This window comes from Butyrivibrio sp. (genome assembly GCF_017940685.1).
Taxonomy (GTDB): Bacteria; Bacillota; Clostridia; order Lachnospirales; family Lachnospiraceae; genus Butyrivibrio.
In genome coordinates, this window is sequence record NZ_JAGAYD010000090.1 from 1 (window position 1) to 16,729 (window position 16,729).

Annotated in this window: 15 protein-coding genes and 2 tRNA genes; 3 read left to right on the forward strand and 14 right to left on the reverse strand. The window is 42.1% G+C overall.

Translation table 11 applies throughout. The features are described from left to right. From J6I68_RS05800 to J6I68_RS05825, 6 genes are all read right to left on the reverse strand, one after another. Nucleotides 1-2,613 (reverse strand): DegV family protein (locus J6I68_RS05800; RefSeq protein ID WP_292218417.1); only part of this gene is annotated, 2,613 nt, incomplete at its 3' end. Further along, nucleotides 2,613-4,676 (reverse strand): response regulator, encoded by a 2,064-nt coding sequence (locus J6I68_RS05805; RefSeq protein WP_292218420.1) that lies wholly within the window; start codon nt 4,674-4,676, stop codon nt 2,613-2,615. The genes J6I68_RS05800 and J6I68_RS05805, both read right to left, overlap by 1 nt. A gap of 14 nt (nt 4,677-4,690) precedes the next feature. Then, nucleotides 4,691-6,745 (reverse strand): GGDEF domain-containing protein, encoded by a 2,055-nt coding sequence (locus tag J6I68_RS05810; RefSeq protein ID WP_292218423.1) that lies wholly within the window; start codon nt 6,743-6,745, stop codon nt 4,691-4,693. 94 nt (nt 6,746-6,839) lie between these two features. Further along, on the reverse strand, nt 6,840-8,351 hold the full coding sequence (locus J6I68_RS05815; protein ID WP_292218426.1) for a GGDEF domain-containing protein: 1,512 nt from the start codon (nt 8,349-8,351) through the stop codon (nt 6,840-6,842). A gap of 445 nt (nt 8,352-8,796) precedes the next feature. Beyond that, entirely contained in the window at nt 8,797-9,165 is a 369-nt protein-coding gene (locus J6I68_RS05820) for a TM2 domain-containing protein (protein WP_292218428.1), read from the reverse strand. 74 nt (nt 9,166-9,239) lie between these two features. Next, nucleotides 9,240-9,614, reverse strand: coding sequence for a hypothetical protein (locus tag J6I68_RS05825; protein ID WP_292218430.1), 375 nt, complete (start codon nt 9,612-9,614; stop codon nt 9,240-9,242). A gap of 478 nt (nt 9,615-10,092) precedes the next feature. On the opposite strand from J6I68_RS05825, the gene J6I68_RS05830 reads away from it, so the two are divergent. Together J6I68_RS05830 and J6I68_RS05835 are read left to right on the forward strand one after the other, a co-directional pair. Next, on the forward strand, nt 10,093-10,275 hold the full coding sequence (locus tag J6I68_RS05830; protein WP_292218432.1) for a hypothetical protein: 183 nt from the start codon (nt 10,093-10,095) through the stop codon (nt 10,273-10,275). A gap of 57 nt (nt 10,276-10,332) precedes the next feature. Beyond that, a complete protein-coding gene (locus J6I68_RS05835) occupies nt 10,333-11,091 on the forward strand; it encodes a plasmid recombination protein (protein ID WP_292218435.1) in 759 nt (252 codons plus the stop codon). Between the two features lie 13 nt (nt 11,092-11,104). On the opposite strand, the gene J6I68_RS05840 is transcribed toward J6I68_RS05835, so the two are convergent. Next, complete coding sequence (locus J6I68_RS05840; RefSeq protein WP_292218436.1) at nt 11,105-11,464, reverse strand: hypothetical protein; 360 nt, start codon at nt 11,462-11,464, stop codon at nt 11,105-11,107. Between the two features lie 341 nt (nt 11,465-11,805). Between J6I68_RS05840 and J6I68_RS05845 the strand changes: the two genes are divergently transcribed. Next, nucleotides 11,806-13,242: a tyrosine-type recombinase/integrase gene (locus J6I68_RS05845; RefSeq protein WP_292218438.1), complete on the forward strand. Its 1,437-nt coding sequence runs from the start codon at nt 11,806-11,808 to the stop codon at nt 13,240-13,242. A 27-nt stretch (nt 13,243-13,269) separates the two neighbouring features. On the opposite strand, the gene J6I68_RS05850 is transcribed toward J6I68_RS05845, so the two are convergent. From J6I68_RS05850 to J6I68_RS05880, 7 genes are all read right to left on the reverse strand, one after another. Beyond that, nucleotides 13,270-13,353 (reverse strand) — tRNA-Leu (locus J6I68_RS05850). A gap of 117 nt (nt 13,354-13,470) precedes the next feature. Continuing rightward, on the reverse strand, nt 13,471-14,136 hold the full coding sequence (locus J6I68_RS05855) for an HAD family hydrolase (RefSeq protein ID WP_292218440.1): 666 nt from the start codon (nt 14,134-14,136) through the stop codon (nt 13,471-13,473). 85 nt (nt 14,137-14,221) lie between these two features. After that, nucleotides 14,222-14,304 (reverse strand) — tRNA-Leu (locus J6I68_RS05860). A gap of 48 nt (nt 14,305-14,352) precedes the next feature. Next, nucleotides 14,353-14,685, reverse strand: a complete 333-nt coding sequence (locus J6I68_RS05865; protein ID WP_292218441.1) for a hypothetical protein — start codon at nt 14,683-14,685, stop codon at nt 14,353-14,355. Nucleotides 14,686-14,788: 103 nt separating this feature from the next. Then, complete coding sequence (gene ybaK / locus J6I68_RS05870) at nt 14,789-15,271, reverse strand: Cys-tRNA(Pro) deacylase (protein WP_292218443.1); 483 nt, start codon at nt 15,269-15,271, stop codon at nt 14,789-14,791. Then, nucleotides 15,264-16,130, reverse strand: coding sequence for a hypothetical protein (locus J6I68_RS05875; RefSeq protein ID WP_292218445.1), 867 nt, complete (start codon nt 16,128-16,130; stop codon nt 15,264-15,266). Before J6I68_RS05875 ends, ybaK begins: the two co-directional genes overlap by 8 nt. Next, a partial coding sequence (locus J6I68_RS05880; RefSeq protein WP_292218447.1) for an adaptor protein MecA occupies nt 16,096-16,729 on the reverse strand: 634 nt, incomplete at its 5' end. The genes J6I68_RS05880 and J6I68_RS05875, both read right to left, overlap by 35 nt.

A 16,729-nucleotide genomic window follows, 5' to 3' on the forward strand; every position in this document is an offset into this window, starting at 1 on the left:
ACAGGCCTTTTGGAATATCACGTTTTTAAACGGGAATCTCAAAAGAACCATCTCCTTGATCTTTTCAAGCATCTCCTCAGATACACCTGCGTGGGTGATAAATACAAAGTCAAGATTGGGTTTAGCATTCCTTGGAAGCGCATATTCTATGTACTTTTTATATCCTTTCCAGGTGTCCCCAAAATGAGCTCTGTCAAGCCTGAAAACGCCGTCTTTTATCAGCATGAAAGGCTTCATTCCTATTGACTGCATAAAGCCATAGGTTCCCTTGCCCACAAATCCTCTCCTGTAAAGGACTACCGGATCACTGGCCACAAAGGTGCAGTGAATGTTCTTTTTGATGTTATTAAGTTCCCCCAATATGTTGCCAGGAGTAAGGCCCTGTCCTGCCATATGATATGCCAAAAGAGCCATGATGCCCATGGCGCTTGAGTTGATGCCGGAGTTGTAAACATAAACATTTCCGTAGGCCTTTGCAGCCTCTTTTGCATTCTCATACTCCTTGCTGATCTCAGCAGAAATGGTTATGTGAATGACCTGATGGGCCTTCTTAAGCTCTTTTTCAAAGAATTGCTCAAATTCAGCCACAGTCGGTGGCTCAGATGAGAAGTTCTTGCCCTCCTCCATATAGCGAAGGACTTCATCCGGATCAGCCTCTATTGCGTCGTAATACTCCCTTCCATCAGAAAGTACCTTAAATGGTATGGCATCGATCTGAAGATTTTTGAGAATGATATCAGGAAGATCGCTCATGCTGTTTATTGTGATGGCAACAGGAATCTTTCTGGTGTATCCCCTTGAAGATTTGGTCTGGGCGCGTAGCGTTTCAGTACTGGTCTGGCGGGTCACAATAGTCTCAGGAAGGTGGGCCAAAATAGTCTCTTCAAGCTGCTTCCCCGAAACTGGTTTTACAAGATAACCATCAAAACCACTGGATGAGTAAAGCTCCCTGTTTTCACTTCCAGCATTGGCTGTAAGGACAATGATCGGAGCGTGATTATTTCTTCCTCCTGCCTGTTTTCTGATCCTCTGCATGCACTCTATTCCATTCATGCCTGGCATCAGATGGTCCATAAGGATGATGTCATACCGGATATTTGCAGTCATGGAAAGAGCTTCCTCTCCGCTATCTGCAGTATCAATGGCCATCTTGGTTCCAAGAAGGAGCTTTTTCTCGACTTCAAGGTTCATCTCATTGTCATCAACAATAAGAACCCTTGCTTCAGGAGCAGTAAAGCTGACTTCATAATCTCTTCCTGACACAGCACTTCCATAGTTGGCAATATCTATCTCTCCAACCGCCATAGGATTGGTTATCTTTTGCCAAAGGGAAACAGTAAAAGTAGACCCCTGTGTATAGACGCTGCTGACAGTTATATCTCCGTTCATCAGCTCTACAAGCTGCTTTACTATAGAAAGTCCAAGTCCCGTACCTTCGATCTTGGTGGTATTTTCCTCATCAACTCTCTGAAAGGCATTGAAAATATAGGGAAGCGTATCCTGCTTTATTCCAATACCTGAATCAGTTACGGAAAACAAGATATGAACAGAATCATCCCTTATGTCCTCTTCTTCCATATGGAAGGTCACAGTACCTTCCTTAGTGTACTTTACGGCGTTGTTCAGGAGGTTGACCAGGATCTGCTTGATGCGCATTTCATCGCCAAAGAGCTCTCTTGGGATTGTGGGATCTATCTCCACCTTAAACTCAAGGCCCTTTTGCTCAGCCCTTAGCCACATCATGTTTACAATGTCCGAAACCAGAGTAGCAACGCTGTAGTTAACTGGTACAATGTCCATTCTTCCAGCTTCAATCTTGGAAAGGTCCAGGATATCATTTACAAGGGCAAGCAGCATTTTTCCTGCTCCCTGAATATTGGCAGCATCCTTTTTGATCTCATCGGATGCGTCTTCCTGTCTTAGTATTATCTCATTAAGACCAAGAATGGAGTTTATAGGAGTCCTGATCTCATGGCTCATACTGGAAAAGAATCTGTTCTGTGATTTATTAAGTTCCTCAACCTTTTTGGTCTCTTCTTTAGCTCTTTTGTTCTCAGCCCTAAAGAGCCACTCAACGAACCACACCATTACGCAGCAGATGATGCCCACAAGTATGACAGAAATAAGAGAGTCAATGTAGTACATTCTCTCCGAGTGGTGAATGACCCTCTCAGGATGAAAATAGCCATCAAGATAAAAGCCTATGGTCTCCGCCGTTATAATGGCCAGCATAACCGGCTTCCATTTTCCAGAAACTACAAGTCCAGTGTAAAGATAAGCAAAGATGATCCATACAGCGCCGCCACCTCTTATGCCACCGCCGTAGTAAAAAACTATTGGAAGGATCACCGCCAGGATTGCAACTACCGTAAGCCTTACTGCGATTATTACCCTGTTCCTTTTAATAGCCAGAACAGTCATTATAGGCGCAACAGCAACAGTGACAGCAAGCGTCGTGATCTCCACTATGTTTTCACCGGTAATGATATCTCCAATAAGCGCCAGTGCTATGAAGAATACAGTTATGAATGTCAAAAGTATATAAACTCGGTCTCTAAAACTTCTGGAAGGATCCTTAAGGCCATCGACCATTTTCCTAAACATCTTGATCATCAGCGCTTACCTCCCCTGTTTCCAGCCTTGCCCTCAGTCACTACACGCTGCATCACTCTCTCAAAATCGCTGATAATGATAGGCTTAGAAATAAAGCCATCGAAGCCTTCTCTTAGGAACATCTCCTTCGCTCCGCTGACTGCATTGGCAGTTAAGGCCACAATGGCCACCTTTTTACCATCTCTTTCTGCCGCACTTCTTATCCTCTTCATGGCCTCAACACCATCCATCTGTGGCATCATGTGATCCATGAAGATTACGTCATATTCATTTCTGCCAAACTTATCCAGTGCTTCCATACCGCTGTCTGCAGTATCTATGATCATCTTGTATTCTTTAAAAAGACCTGTGGCCACCACAAGATTCATTGGCTCATCATCTACTACAAGGGCTCTTATACCCTCAAGATCAGGCTTTTCAAAATTTTCTTCAAAGGAAACAACGTTTCCGTTTGTTGTTCCATTAAGTACCTGAACAATAGACATACCATAAACTGGTTTTCTTATGATGATCGCTCTTGTATCTTTTTTAGCTACATAGTCTTCCTCTGCTGTTATTGACAGAACAATGCCTTTATCAAGCTCATTTTCAAAGTAATCCCTGTCATGTTCATACTCAACATCGCCAACAAACGCATGAGTTATATCACCTCTTGCAATGAGCTTTTTAAAATCATCAATGTTGCTTGCGAAGAACAGATTGTGACGAAGGCCCCTGGCCAGATTTTCAGACATGTTCTTGTACATAAGTCCAAGACCTGGTACCTCATATCTGTTTAGCCAGTTGTAGATAACAACATTTATGAAGCTGCTTGTATTTATGGACATGCAGGGAGATGGGTCAATAACCTCCTGGAAGATACTGATCCTTACAGTGGTGCCCATATTTTTCTGGCTCTCTATCTTAACAAAGCCGTCCATACTGCGGACAAGTCCAAGAACTACTGAAAGCCCAAGGCCGATACCTCCGGTACTTCTGTCTCTCTTTTTATCAGCCTGATAAATGCCCTTTGTTATCCTGCTCAGATCCTTCTGGCTCAATCCAACACCGGTATCTGAAACTTCAATAATGAGGTTTACACCGTAGTCCTTTTTATAGGCAGTTATTTTAAGGCAGGCTCCTCCAACTCTTGTGAACTTAAAAGCATTATCAAGAAGGTGACTTATGATCTTTTGGATCTTTTTCATATCTCCCTTCATGACAGAAGGCACTTCCGGGTCCAAATCCACTACGAAATCCAGGTCTATCTTGTCTCTTAGAGTGTTATAGCCAATAAGTACGTCATTAAGCAGAGATGTGATCATATATCTCTCGTTCTCTATGATGACGTTATGCCTCTGGATCTCACTGTAATCCTGAATATCCTCTATCTGGTGAGATATGCGAAGTCCTGCATTTTTTATGGTCTGTATATCTTCTCTGCGTTCTCTTTTCAAAATAAGGTCTGTAAGACCATTTATTACGTTGATAGGGGTACGAAGCTCATGGGAGAGATTGACAAGAAAATCTTCCATGTCATGGTCATTGGATCTTATGGTGTTTTCCAGCTTGTCCACAGCTGAATTGCTCTCTAATATCTTTTCAACAATGGTTTTAAGTACGATGTACAGACAGACCATAGAGATCACATGCAAAAGTACTCTTGATATGGTCATGGAGTCAAAGACAACTTTATCCCGCTTTGCCATCACTATCTGAGTGGCGATAAGGACCATGAACTCTATAAAAATGAGCCTCATAAAATCAATTCTTTTTATCAGGGCAGCAACAGCCATAAGAAGCGCAGCGACTATATACAGGTCAAAAAAGCTGCTCTTGTGAACTCCATGGAAAAAAGCTATGAACATGGAAAAGATCAGATAGAAATCCTCTCTGAATCTGGCTGTTCCCTTCTGAGTCACGTGCATCCATCCGGCTCCAACCACTCCGGCTATGATAACTGGAGGCATCCAAAATTCCCACCCCTGGGTTGCGCTCTCAAGGATGGCTCCGACGCCTGCAATTGAAAGTATTGCGACTACGGTATTATGGGTCTTTATGGTCTGTTGATGATTATCTCCCACAGTTTGCTGCTCCTTTAATGGCCATTTTTGCTTTCTCTGTCCTTTACCAAAAGCTGTCTTGTGTATCTGATGACGTTCATGATATCTGTAGTGCCATTGGCACAGTAGCACGCCCCAATATATGTCCTGCACTCTTTTTCATTAAGATACTTCTTGGCTCTTTCAAGATCGTTAAGGAACGAGTACTCATCATTTTCAAAGCCAAAGCATACAAATTCTTCGCCGGATACAGCATAGACATTTTCATCGCCAAAAGCATCCATGAGACACCTTGCAGTATTTCTAAGTATAGCTTCAGTATTCTCGTGGCGGATATTGTCATTGATCTCACGAAGCCCCGCCACCTCACATACCACATATCCAAAGGGCTGTGAATAATCCATCTGTTTTTCTGCGAACTCACTCATAGCACTTCTGTTCATGGCACCTGACACAGGGTCGTGGTAGCTGTAATAGAGCATCCTCTCCTGCTCCTTGCGCTGACCTATGAACTGGCCAAAAAAGTATGCCATGATGTCCATAACTTCATCGACACTCTTTACGCGCTCAATCTCAATATCATTGACCGCCAGAAAGCCAAGGAGCGTATCACCAAGCTTTATGGATTTATATTCGTTGTTGCCTTCATAGCAACTCATCTTTTCAAGGAACTGCTCTTCGCTATTTTCGTAGTTCAGAACAAGGGTTTCTTTGGGCATAGGATCAAGACCCTCTTTGAACCACTCATAGGTGATCTTAAACTTCTCTTTTTTCTTATCCTCATAGATAAACGCACGGCTTGCCCCAAGCTCTTTTGCAATATACTCAAGAAGCATCCTGATGCTGTCTGATGGGTTTTTGGTGCTGACTGCCACCTGCAGCGAATGGTTTATGAATCTGTCTCTGTCAACAGCCGCCTGGTCTCTCATCCACCAGTTTACAAACTGTGCCATGACCGTTGCCAAAAACAGCACCATGCCTATTCTTATAAAGAAGCCAAAATGATGGCTCCAGAGATCAAATAGATAAACGACCAGTTCAATTATGCTGCACACAGCCATTTCAAAGAACGCAAATGTAATGATCTTGTTCTTAACAGGAAGATTTCTTCTCTTGCAGTACATAAAATCATCTATCAAAAGAGCTGTCACAAGAACGATGGTGGTAATAACAGCAAGAATTTCAAAAGGAACGAAACTGTTCATCATGTCAGCATCCGCGTAGAACCTCAGTCCCATGATAGAAACAGTTATGATAAGCGTTGCAAAAAAGGCCACATACTCATAGGTTTTTCTTTTTTGCCTTGTGGAAGAATTGAGGAACCTCACAAAAGGATACGGCACCATCATTACAAAAAGCCTGTTAAAGACGCGCCACATTATATTGATGCCTGACAATGTCTGGATTACTGGCATTCCTCCAAGGATCCACAGACCAAAGAGACCTGAACCAACACCCAGGTCAAGAATATCCAGCGGAATACCCTTTTTATCAGATATTCCAAGCCAGATAAGTATGATTATAAAACCAAAGAAGATAATAAGGAGCGTCAGAAAAAGTGATATGGCATTCTGACTGACCATCATATGTATGTAGTCTGATGATTGTCCCAAATAGACATTATAGACTTCGCCAATCCTTGACTTTATGCTGAGCCTGTAAATCTCAATTATCACGCTCTTTCCGCAGTCATGCTCACAGAGCCCTACACTATGAAATACCGTTCCTTCACCAAATCCAGTAAGGTTCTCTTTGGGCTCATATGCGTATATGCAATCACCATTCATGTAAACCTTAACGTTGCAGTATTTTGATAAAAAGCACAGGCTGTCGCCATCCTTAAGATCATCAGGAAGCGTATTAGTAAGCGTCACATTCCCGGCAAAAGATTTTAATTCGGTTATATCAAGATTGTAGGTATTTCCGGCAGAATCATGCCAGTTGTCCGAAAAGTAAACTAGATTTTCTGAAAAGTCCCGCCCAAAGGCATCAGTAAAGAAAAGTGCATAGAAAAACACCACCAGCACCAGCGCTGCAAATATCAGATTGTAATAAAATATAGTACTTAGAGGTTTTTTGTTGTCTTTCATAGGCAGCTACCCTTAAGTTTGTAACAAGACACGGGGACGGTTCTACTGTCTCATTGTGCACAACATGACACGGGGACGGTTCTTTTGTCATATTTTACTGGATGCGCTTGTCGCCCCTTCTGTCTATGCCTTTTTTCTCGTAGTACTCAGCCTTAGACTTGTACATTGCATCGTCAGCTTTTCTCTCAAGTTCGTGTATATTAAGCGCTTTATTGTCTGTATAGGAAGCGTAGCCAATTGACAGTGACAGCGAATGGGAATACTGTCCATACCAGTTGCTGACCTGGTTTTCAATATCCCTGCAAACCGCCTGTGGCTCGTTCGTCCTTAGGATTGCAGCAAATTCATCTCCGCCAATTCTGTAAACCTTGCCCTTACTGCCTATGGCAAGCAAAAGACATTCTGCTGCGCCTTTAATGAGCTCATCGCCTCCTGCATGTCCCTTGGTGTCATTAACTTTCTTAAGACCATTAACATCTGCCGAAAGGATAACAAAGTCTTCCGGAAGCCCATTCTGCGCAAATTCGGCCAGATCTTCCTCATAACTTCGTCTGTTAAAGAGCCTTGTAAGTTCATCAGTCATGGCAATCCTGACAAGGCGCTCTTCTCTTCGCTTCTCCTCATCTACATTTCGCGTTGTAAATACAATCTGAGTAGGAACGCCATTTTCATCCAGTTCCACTGGAATGTACTGGGCTCTGAACCATCCATCGACCACATTGATGAAGTCATCACTTATAAGTCTCTTGCCAATAAGCCTTTCCTGTACCGTTCCAATATTTGTAAATCTAATAAAGTTTTCAAGTTGATCCGGCATTACACGTTCCCTGATCTTGCGGGTCATAATAGTATAAGGCATATTTTCGAGATCAATTGTGTATTTTTTCTGCTCCTTACCTCTTACTGACATCTCAGTACATTCTTTAAAATCAATAAGATTTACCTTGTCGTAAATATCAGCAATCGACTTAAGGATATTCATCTTGTCCTGTATTTCCGTATCCTTGGCCTTTTGGAGCTTGATAGTTGCCTCACAGCTGGCCATAAGTGAATTATAACGCACAGCCATTCCAAGTCCTGATACAAGAGTGAGGATAAAATAGTTTATGGCATTTATACTTGCTGCGTGATCCACCTGATAGATCATCCCAAATAAAAGCGCATAGGTCAGGATCGCCAGGATCATGCTAAACCAGGGTTTCAATACAATAAAGCAGACCAGCATGACTTCAACTGCATAAAATGTCAGCATCTGCTCTCCATCTGCATACTTACTGTGTGAACCCCACATAGCCCACAGCGCCATAAGCATATAATAGGTCGTGTTCAGGGCCACAACCTTCCAATGGTCTTCAAGTCCCTTTTTGAGAAGAAGGTTGGAAACCAAAAAGCCAGCAAGGCAAGTAAAAATGCAAAATAGCACACTATGAATGCTGATAAGCTCTTCTCTGCCGATGCTCTTTCTGGTCAGAATAAAGAAAGCCAAAGTTATAGATTCAAAAATGGCTACTATAATGGAAATATTCTCTATACTCTTGGTACTTGTCTCATCCATCAGTTTTTGAACTTCTTTGTCAACAACCGGGAAGAAGTATCTTTTCAGCATACTACCGCCTTTCGCTCATAGCCCCCTCATCTTATTCCACAGTTAAGTATATTATAATTCATATTTCGTATAAAAATTCATAAATTACTATAAACAAAAAAAGACCAACTCTTTCGAGTTGATCCTTCCAGTTTCGTTTGGAAGATGGGACTTTGAGCAGAGCACTTGGCGAGGTATTTTCGAGCCTAGTGCGAGCCATGGGTGAACACTTGACGAGGTTCTTTCGAGTCTAGTGTGAATCCCTGAACCCGCGCAGCATAAGCTGCTGGGTGAGAGTCCCCTTCTGCACGAAATAAAAAAGGAACCGGTCTAAACCGATTCCTTTTTTATTTCGTGCGGAAGATGGGACTTGAACCATCCTGACTTCCAAAAAATACAGAAAGAAAGGAGTCTTTGACACATCACATTCTTTTTGTAACCCAAAGTGTAACCCAATTAGATAATATTAAACATAATATGGATTAGGTTTTCCGATAAGAGCAATAATATCAATTATCCAACCTATGCAAAATAATCCTCCCGTAAGTAGATATAAAATACCCATTCCAATTTTACCTTCATAAAACTTATGTGCACCAAAGACCCCTAAGAAAATGCATAAAAGGAGTGCAGTTGTTTTATTACACATTTTTCCACGTGGTACACCCACAACGGTTGCGGCAGCCGAAGCGGCTGCTGATGCAGAGGAACTAGATGAATTGTTAATTATTATTGGTTGATTACTCGCACCTTCTAATTGTCCTACTTGCTTACCACACTTTGGACATACAACGCAATCATCATCAATTTCTGCGGCACAGAATTTACAATACATATGAATCCTCCATTCAAGAATGATTTTATAACTACATCAATTATATTAAACGTAACACCGACAATCAAGGCATATCACTTAATCATAAATAACTGTTCTTCCCCAATACATGTGTCTATGTCAGAACGAACATTATCAAACAAATCCAGTCTTATCTTATCATCACAATCGCCCTTGGATTGTTTCCATACTTCAAGCCGTTCCACTGCTTCCATGAATGTGCAACCGCTGAGCATCTGTTCTACATAGATGCTATCTTTATATGCATGGTTGACCTCTCCGAAATCATAGGCGTGGTCTCCGTAGATGACTAAAGACTTGTTGTTCTTATAGACCAGTTGTGTTCCATTCTTCCTTTTGGTAAATCGATCAGGGTATCTGTCAAGAAGATACTGTATAAGGTCTATGTCCTTTACATCATTTATTCTGTTCTGTGTTATTCCCTTCATTAAACTTAATCCTCCTATTTTACCTATAGTCTTTTATTGATATAAGGCTCGGGTGTGCTCGGGTAACCTCTCGGGTTGCTCAAGAACTCCAAGTCTCTCAGATTCCTTAGGTTCTCGAACTCTAAGACTCTCAATTTTGCTTAGGCTCTTGAACTCACAATTTCAGGAAGCTCCCAATACTTGGGAGCTTAAGATATCTCATTGCTAAAAATAAGCGACTTTAACTAAGTCCCCGATGTATCTCATCCGCAACAGATATCATTACAGTTATTCTTTTACGTACGTAAACTTCTCACAATCTCAGTTCTCCAAAACGCGACATCGGTATTTCTTCGCCATGGAATACTCTACTTATCTTGTTCCTATTCTTAATATGACCGACAGTAATCGAAAAGTGAGAAAAAAAACAACAATGGTATAAAAATTACACCTTCAGCCCATATCGTCTCACATACTGTTAGTGAAAGGAGGCGATAACATGGATACCGAAAAACTTACGCTTGATGAACTCATACAGCACTACAAGGACGAGTGCGATGAATACAACAAGCACCTCAACAACATTTACTTCTATGATGAAGATGCCAGTTCTGAGCACTTCTCCGAGAAGGTTGAAAAATACACAAGGCAAACACCCAACTACAACAGCGAAGAACGCTGAAGCCCCACCTTGGCGATAGTCAAGGTATAGGGGCTTAAACCTAGAAAGGAGGTCGCTATGGCAAAGTTTTCATTTCACTGTCAGTGCTACAAGAAAGAAAACATAAATGGCATCGACAGGCACAACCGAAGAAAAAACAAGCACTACGGCAATCAGGACATTGACACCGCATGTAGCAAGTTCAACCGCGTGTTTATTACACCTGATACAACGCTATATCAGGCATGCAAGAAACAGATTGAAGAGCGCGTTCTGTCACATGGTTCGCGCGTCACCCGTTCATCGAACTGGCTAGCGGAGTGTATCTTCTCTTATCCAGAAGAACTCCCCGCCGACAGAGCCGACGAATATTTCACATTAGTCATAGAATACATGCAGAACAAACTTGGAAAAGACAACGTTATCCAGGCTATATCCCACGCTGATGAGGCATATAGCAGAGGTACGGGACTGCAACATTTGCATCTTGATGTCATCCCAATTACTGCTGACTATAGACTATCCAGCAAGTCACTTATAAATCGGGACTTTATTCTCTCTGTTCATAATGAACTCCCGAAGTACTTGCAAAGACATGGCTTTAATGTCGAGCGCGGTTCTGCTGAGCATGAGGCTGCTGGACTAAGTACCAAAGAATACAAGAAGGCAATGGATAAAGAAGCCTCGCTTATCGACCAACGCCTCAATGCTTTGTCAGATGAATACAATAGGCTGGCGGAGGCTTATAATGCACTTGTAATCCAAAAGAAACACCTAGAACAGCGCAACATGAAGTTGGCTTATGACTTAATCAACCACAGACACATTTCCCGCTGAAAAATCCCGATAATTATCGGGATTTTTTTTCTTTATCTTCCAAGTCCTTAATTCTTCTATTGATTGACTTGAATGATGACCCGCCGTCCAGTTCTGCCAATATTTCTTCACATTCTTCCTTCAGAGCCTTTTCCTTTGAGTCCTTTAACTGGCTCTCGGCAAAGAACTTGGCATTTACAAGAATGAAGTGTTCTTCTTCCTCACCTGTTTCCTCGTCAACTTCTTTGATTAGTTTGTAAATCCTTGTACCGAATACCGCCTTCTCGCCTTTTGCTACTTGGCGTCCGTCCTTCTTCCAACCTTGGTACGTCCTGACTTCTTCTGTAATTCCTCGTAATAGTTTCTCAGTCTCAATAATCGCTGTATTGTTCATACTTAATATCCTCCTTGTTTAATTGTCTTTACATATGTAATATGACCGATTTAAATCAGACCGATTTTTTCCATACAGCCTTTTTCGGCAAAAACAAGCCTCAAACATGCATGGTTGAGCTATTGTTGTTAATTATTTACAAAAAAAATGATTTTTGAAGGACTAAAAAAGCTGTATACAGAAAATTAGGATCAAAAAAGCTGTACACAAATATTCTTCTATGCACATGGCTGAAACTGTGATTTTGGGGTTAATTAAGCCGAGAAGCATTCGAAATACAATGGGCAAGAGAAAATTCTAGAATTCTTCCCTGCATATAAAAATGAAGGGAGATAAACTTAATGAGCAAAAGAAGTAACCAGTTTAATAATGAGATGTCTAATGTTGTTAGAGTATCAACCAAAGAGATGAATGAAACCATTCTATCTTTGACTACCTTGTGTAAGCGAGGTATTATCCCAGTATGTGATGTGTCAGAGAAAATAGATGACGCAATAATGAAAAAAGAACTAGCAATCTTAGAGAAACACAAAGAGTTTTGCGGTATTTGGCAAAGCGAAGGCGATAAACGCTGGCGTACCAAAGTTCCAGACGCAACAAAGAAGGACGGCAGAAAGCTTATAGCCAAATCTACAAAAGAGGACCTTGAAAAATCAATAGTAGAGCATTATGAAAGTATCTATGGAGTTAAGCAGTCTTTAAGCACCATATTTAAGGATTGGATAATCTCCAAAGAACACTCATCGTCTTTGAACAACGCAAAGAAAATTAAATATGTTTGGGATAAGTATTATCAGGACAGTTCCATTTCAAAGAAACCACTAGAAGAACTTAATGTTGGAAACATAGAGGACTTTCTATATGCCCAGTTATCAGCGAATGAGTTGACAATGAAGCAGTACAACGAAATGAAATCTGTAATTAACTGTATGCTTGACTATGCAGTAGACCATGATTATATCCCTATAAACAGAGCGCGTTCTGTTCCACGTCCATCAAAAAACAAATTTCGTGTACCACCCCAAAAGCCACTTGAAGAGATTGTTTACACAGATGAAACCATGCTAGACGCAATTGATAGAGCCGAGGAACTATTTAAGAGTACTGGAAACACAGCGTATCTAGCCGTTTGTCTCAACTTTTCACTAGGCTTACGAGTTGGTGAGTTGGTTGCATTAGAAACAACCGACATCAGAGGTAGTATTATCCATGTTGGTAAGGAAGAACTTCACACCATCATTAAGGAAGGCGATAAGTACAAAAAACAAGGTACTAGCGTAGTAAACCACACTAAAACAACATGTGGTGAGCGTGAACTTCCACTCACTCCTGAGGGAATGGAGTTCATAAACATGGCGCTTGATTACAACAAAGAACATGGTTTTAAAGATAATGAGTTCATATTCCTTGATAGATACGGGCATAGGATACGTTCCGAATGTGTTGAATATGCTTTAAGAAATATCAACGGAACAAGAAACGAAAGAGATGGTTTTGATATCGTTGGTCGCCCTTCTGGCAATCATGCGATTAGACGAACTTACCTTTCAATCTTACACGAAAACGGTGTAGCCGACGGACAATTAAAAAACTCCGCAGGTCACAAGCATATTTCTACAACACAGGATTGTTACATTTATTCTAGAAAACCTGTTGAAGACTATGTTGAGATTTATGCGAATGCGCTAAGCCGTAAAAGAATAGCCAAAGATTTCAAGGACTGTAACCCAAGTGTAACCCAAAAGAACAAAGACAAAGAAAAAAGGCAAGTAGGTTAAAACCTGACTTGCCTTAATCTTACCTAGTGCGGAAGATGGGACTTGAACCCACACGACAAAGAAGTCACAAGATCCTTAGTCTTGCTCGTCTGCCAATTCCGACACTTCCGCGAACCTTCGTCCTTAGCGGCTTTTGCTAACCGCTTGTGACGACTTTTATATATTATCAAACGCACAACCTTAAGTCAACACCAAATTTCAATTTTTTTGCAAAAATCGTTATTGCGTTTATTTGTTGAGCACGTCAAGAATCTCCAGTGGATCTGAAACAAAGATATTTCCTGACACTCCGGCTTCTTCAAGCTCCCTGCGTGTACGAAATCCCCATAAACAAGAAATGCACTTTAGTCCTGAATTCATTGCCGTTTTGTGATCAACTTCGGAATCTCCAACGTAAATTGTCTCCTCTTTACTGCTTCCAAGTTCCTCCATAGCCGCCAGGCACTCGTCCGGATAAGGCTTTCTGCGAAGTCCATCTGCAACTCCGATTGCCACATCAACATAATCCCCAAAGTATATCTTAGTCAGCTCCTTTACAGCTCCCATAGGCTTATTAGAAACAATAGCCATCTTGTAGCCCTTTTCCTTAAGCTCCTTAAGAAGCTCTGGAATGTGCTTGTAGGGCCCTGTTTTGATATTGCAGTGCTCTTCGTAGTACTGCTGATACTCCTCTAATATCCTGTCAAACTCAGGATGCTCTTTCCCTCCTGTGACAGCTCTTTCCATAAGATACAAAGCTCCATTGCCTACCATATGCCTGATCTCGTCAATGGTCCTAAGTGGCAGGTCATAGCGCTCAAGAATCACATTCACTGAATCCGTTATATCCTCAAGGGTGTTCAAAAGAGTTCCATCCATATCGAAAATGACTGTTGTGATCTTACTATTATCCATTTTCCCTAACCTCAATTCCAATTAAAATCTATATTTGCAAAAAAATAACTCCAAAGCCATGAGCGCTTCGGAGCTAGTTTATCAGTGCAGAAGAAGGGACTTGAACCCTCATGTTGTTGCCAACACATGGACCTGAACCATGCGCGTCTGCCATTCCGCCACTTCTGCAAGCGACAAGAATAATAATACCGATTTTGGCAGCATATGTCAATGCCCTTATTTGAGAGTCAGCTTGTCTACATAGGCGCAGAGCTGCCTGGTAACGCCAAATAATGTCTTGTATTTAAGAGCCAGGTAAAGGAGCAGAAGTCCTGTTACACCAGCAGCTATAAACTGCACAATAGAGAAGCTGTTTAACGCCTCTCCCAAAAAGATACATGCACAGATAAGTAGCGCAGACATAGGGATCAGAAGCCTCACCATTTCCTGGTGGATCTCAGTGAGCCTAAGTTCCAGCCCCTCTCTTTCTTCCCATATCTCCTCTTCAGAGATTACATCATAATCAAGCTTTTCAAGATGTCTTAAGTAGTCTCTAAGTCTCTTTTCCATAATTCCTCCAAGTGCAAACATTAGTAAATTCAAGGTTCTTGCATTATATTATACGCTATTTCGTTACTATTTGCACGAACATTCTATCCTGCCACCCGGTGCATCACTCGCACACATCAGCAGTTGTATACCTCACCACCTTAGATAGCTCTTTTACCGGAACCTCCACCTGAAATCCAACTTTCCCTGCAGAGAAAAAAATAGTCTCAAAGCCATTAATATCCTCGTGGATAACAGTGGTAAAGCTCTTCTTCATCCCTATTGGCGAGCAGCCTCCGTGAACATAACCAGTAAGGGGCAAAAGCTCTTTTTGTGGAAGCATTGAAATAGCCTTCTCTGAAACTGCCTTGGCGGCCTTCTTAAGGTCCAGCTCCTTCTCAACAGGAATGACGAAAACGTAGTGTTCGCCGGACTTAGAGTCTGTCACCAAAGTCTTGAACACCTTGGAAGCATTCTCCCCCAGGATCCCTGCAATCTCAGTCCCTGTCATGTGCGGGTCCGGCTCGTAGCTATAGCTCTTATACTCTATCTTCTTTTGAGAAAGTAGTCTCATTACATTTGTCTTTTCTTCAGAATTCTTAGCCATCTTTTAAAATCTCCAAAATCTTTTTGTTAAACACATCATTTCCCGCGATCGCCTGGCCCAGGTCCACGCCTTCCTGATCTGTGGCGCACTCTCCGCAAATATCTATGCCAAGAAGCCGCAATTTTCCTTCATTCAGGGCACTGCATGTTCCGATACTCTTAGCCCTAAGCGTTCTTACAAGCTCAAGGACCTGCTCCGCCTCTGCTTCTCCCTGATCCCAGTTGGCTACAAGCTCATCTTTTTTTATCACATCCTTGTCAATTGACAGGTACATGGGAAAAGAGCTATTGGGAAGGGATACTTTTATACTGCCATCAGGCTCTTTTCCAAAAACATCCTCTATATCATAAAACCGAACTTTCGCCTTGTCAGCATCCGGAAGCTCGTCGATGAGCCCTCTGTCCGCCCCAATCACATGCACATCCCGCACAAACTCATTGTTATCAAGAACGTCCACGATCCAGCCACCACAGGACAAAATGTCAAACATTGGGCGCTGCATGTCCGGGTGATGATCTAAGACCACAAGAGAAAAAGATTCTTTTACCCTGCTCAAGTAAATTGACGACACGTAGTGATAGTTCCCGTTGTCTATGTAGTGAAGGCCGTACGGGAGAAAAGAGCTTGAATCGTACTCTTGCTGCACACTACCGCACTTAGAAATTGCCTTCTGGATCTTTTCTTTCGCCTCATCATCGCACATACAGTTCGTTCCTGATATGCCAGAAAGGTCAACAAAATGAGAGCTCTTATCTGACCGATAAAAGCTCTCCTGATCATAGATTTTAGAAAAATTAAGTATCGCTACATCAAAGTTCATTGTCTTATTTAGCAAGGTCTGAGAGGTGGATGATCGCATCGTCTCTTATGATGCACTCACCGTGCTCCTCAATAAACATAGCCTCCGGTGAATTGACCGTAAGCATATGGGAGTACTCAACTCCTGCCCTTCTCATATCATATATGATGCTCTCATCTGCAGACATAAGTCCTGCCAGCAGATAGTAGCGTCCCTTGTCCTTGTAAAGCGAAGAATCAACGATTGGAAGTCTCTGGACCACCTTGGCAAAACGCCCAGCCTGAGCGATGTCATCAAACTCCATCATGTACCTTGCATACTCTGAAAGAGGCTGATAGCTATACTCGTTTGACGGCTCCGACTCTGACTCGGGAAGGTCCTGAGTGTAGATCCTGTTGATTGTTTCTGAAACATTGGTGATGACATTGTTAAGGGCAACGCCCTTCTCCTTGCCAGTCTTGGCCTTGACCTCGTCCACCTTCTCCTGGGTCAGGGTCTTAAGGATCGTCTCAGCAGCGCCTCTGATCCTGTCTGCGGCCTTCTGGATGTCATCATTGGAGAGCTTGACTGCGAAGATGCGGATGCTGCCATCCATCATCATGTTCTTGCTCATCATCATAACCTCTGTCTCAGGGTCATAATCAAGCTGCGCTCCAACC

Excerpts from the sequence above, each read along its gene's own strand:
- J6I68_RS05810 (WP_292218423.1), bottom strand. The coding sequence starts at position 6,745 with ATGAAAGACAACAAAAAACCTCTAAGTACTATATTTTATTACAATCTG.
- J6I68_RS05815 (WP_292218426.1), bottom strand. The coding sequence starts at position 8,351 with ATGCTGAAAAGATACTTCTTCCCGGTTGTTGACAAAGAAGTTCAAAAA.
- J6I68_RS05820 (WP_292218428.1), bottom strand. The coding sequence starts at position 9,165 with ATGTATTGTAAATTCTGTGCCGCAGAAATTGATGATGATTGCGTTGTA.
- J6I68_RS05825 (WP_292218430.1), bottom strand. The coding sequence starts at position 9,614 with ATGAAGGGAATAACACAGAACAGAATAAATGATGTAAAGGACATAGAC.
- J6I68_RS05830 (WP_292218432.1), top strand. The coding sequence starts at position 10,093 with ATGGATACCGAAAAACTTACGCTTGATGAACTCATACAGCACTACAAG.
- J6I68_RS05835 (WP_292218435.1), top strand. The coding sequence starts at position 10,333 with ATGGCAAAGTTTTCATTTCACTGTCAGTGCTACAAGAAAGAAAACATA.
- J6I68_RS05840 (WP_292218436.1), bottom strand. The coding sequence starts at position 11,464 with ATGAACAATACAGCGATTATTGAGACTGAGAAACTATTACGAGGAATT.
- J6I68_RS05845 (WP_292218438.1), top strand. The coding sequence starts at position 11,806 with ATGAGCAAAAGAAGTAACCAGTTTAATAATGAGATGTCTAATGTTGTT.
- J6I68_RS05855 (WP_292218440.1), bottom strand. The coding sequence starts at position 14,136 with ATGGATAATAGTAAGATCACAACAGTCATTTTCGATATGGATGGAACT.
- J6I68_RS05865 (WP_292218441.1), bottom strand. The coding sequence starts at position 14,685 with ATGGAAAAGAGACTTAGAGACTACTTAAGACATCTTGAAAAGCTTGAT.
- ybaK (WP_292218443.1), bottom strand. The coding sequence starts at position 15,271 with ATGGCTAAGAATTCTGAAGAAAAGACAAATGTAATGAGACTACTTTCT.
- J6I68_RS05875 (WP_292218445.1), bottom strand. The coding sequence starts at position 16,130 with ATGCGATCATCCACCTCTCAGACCTTGCTAAATAAGACAATGAACTTT.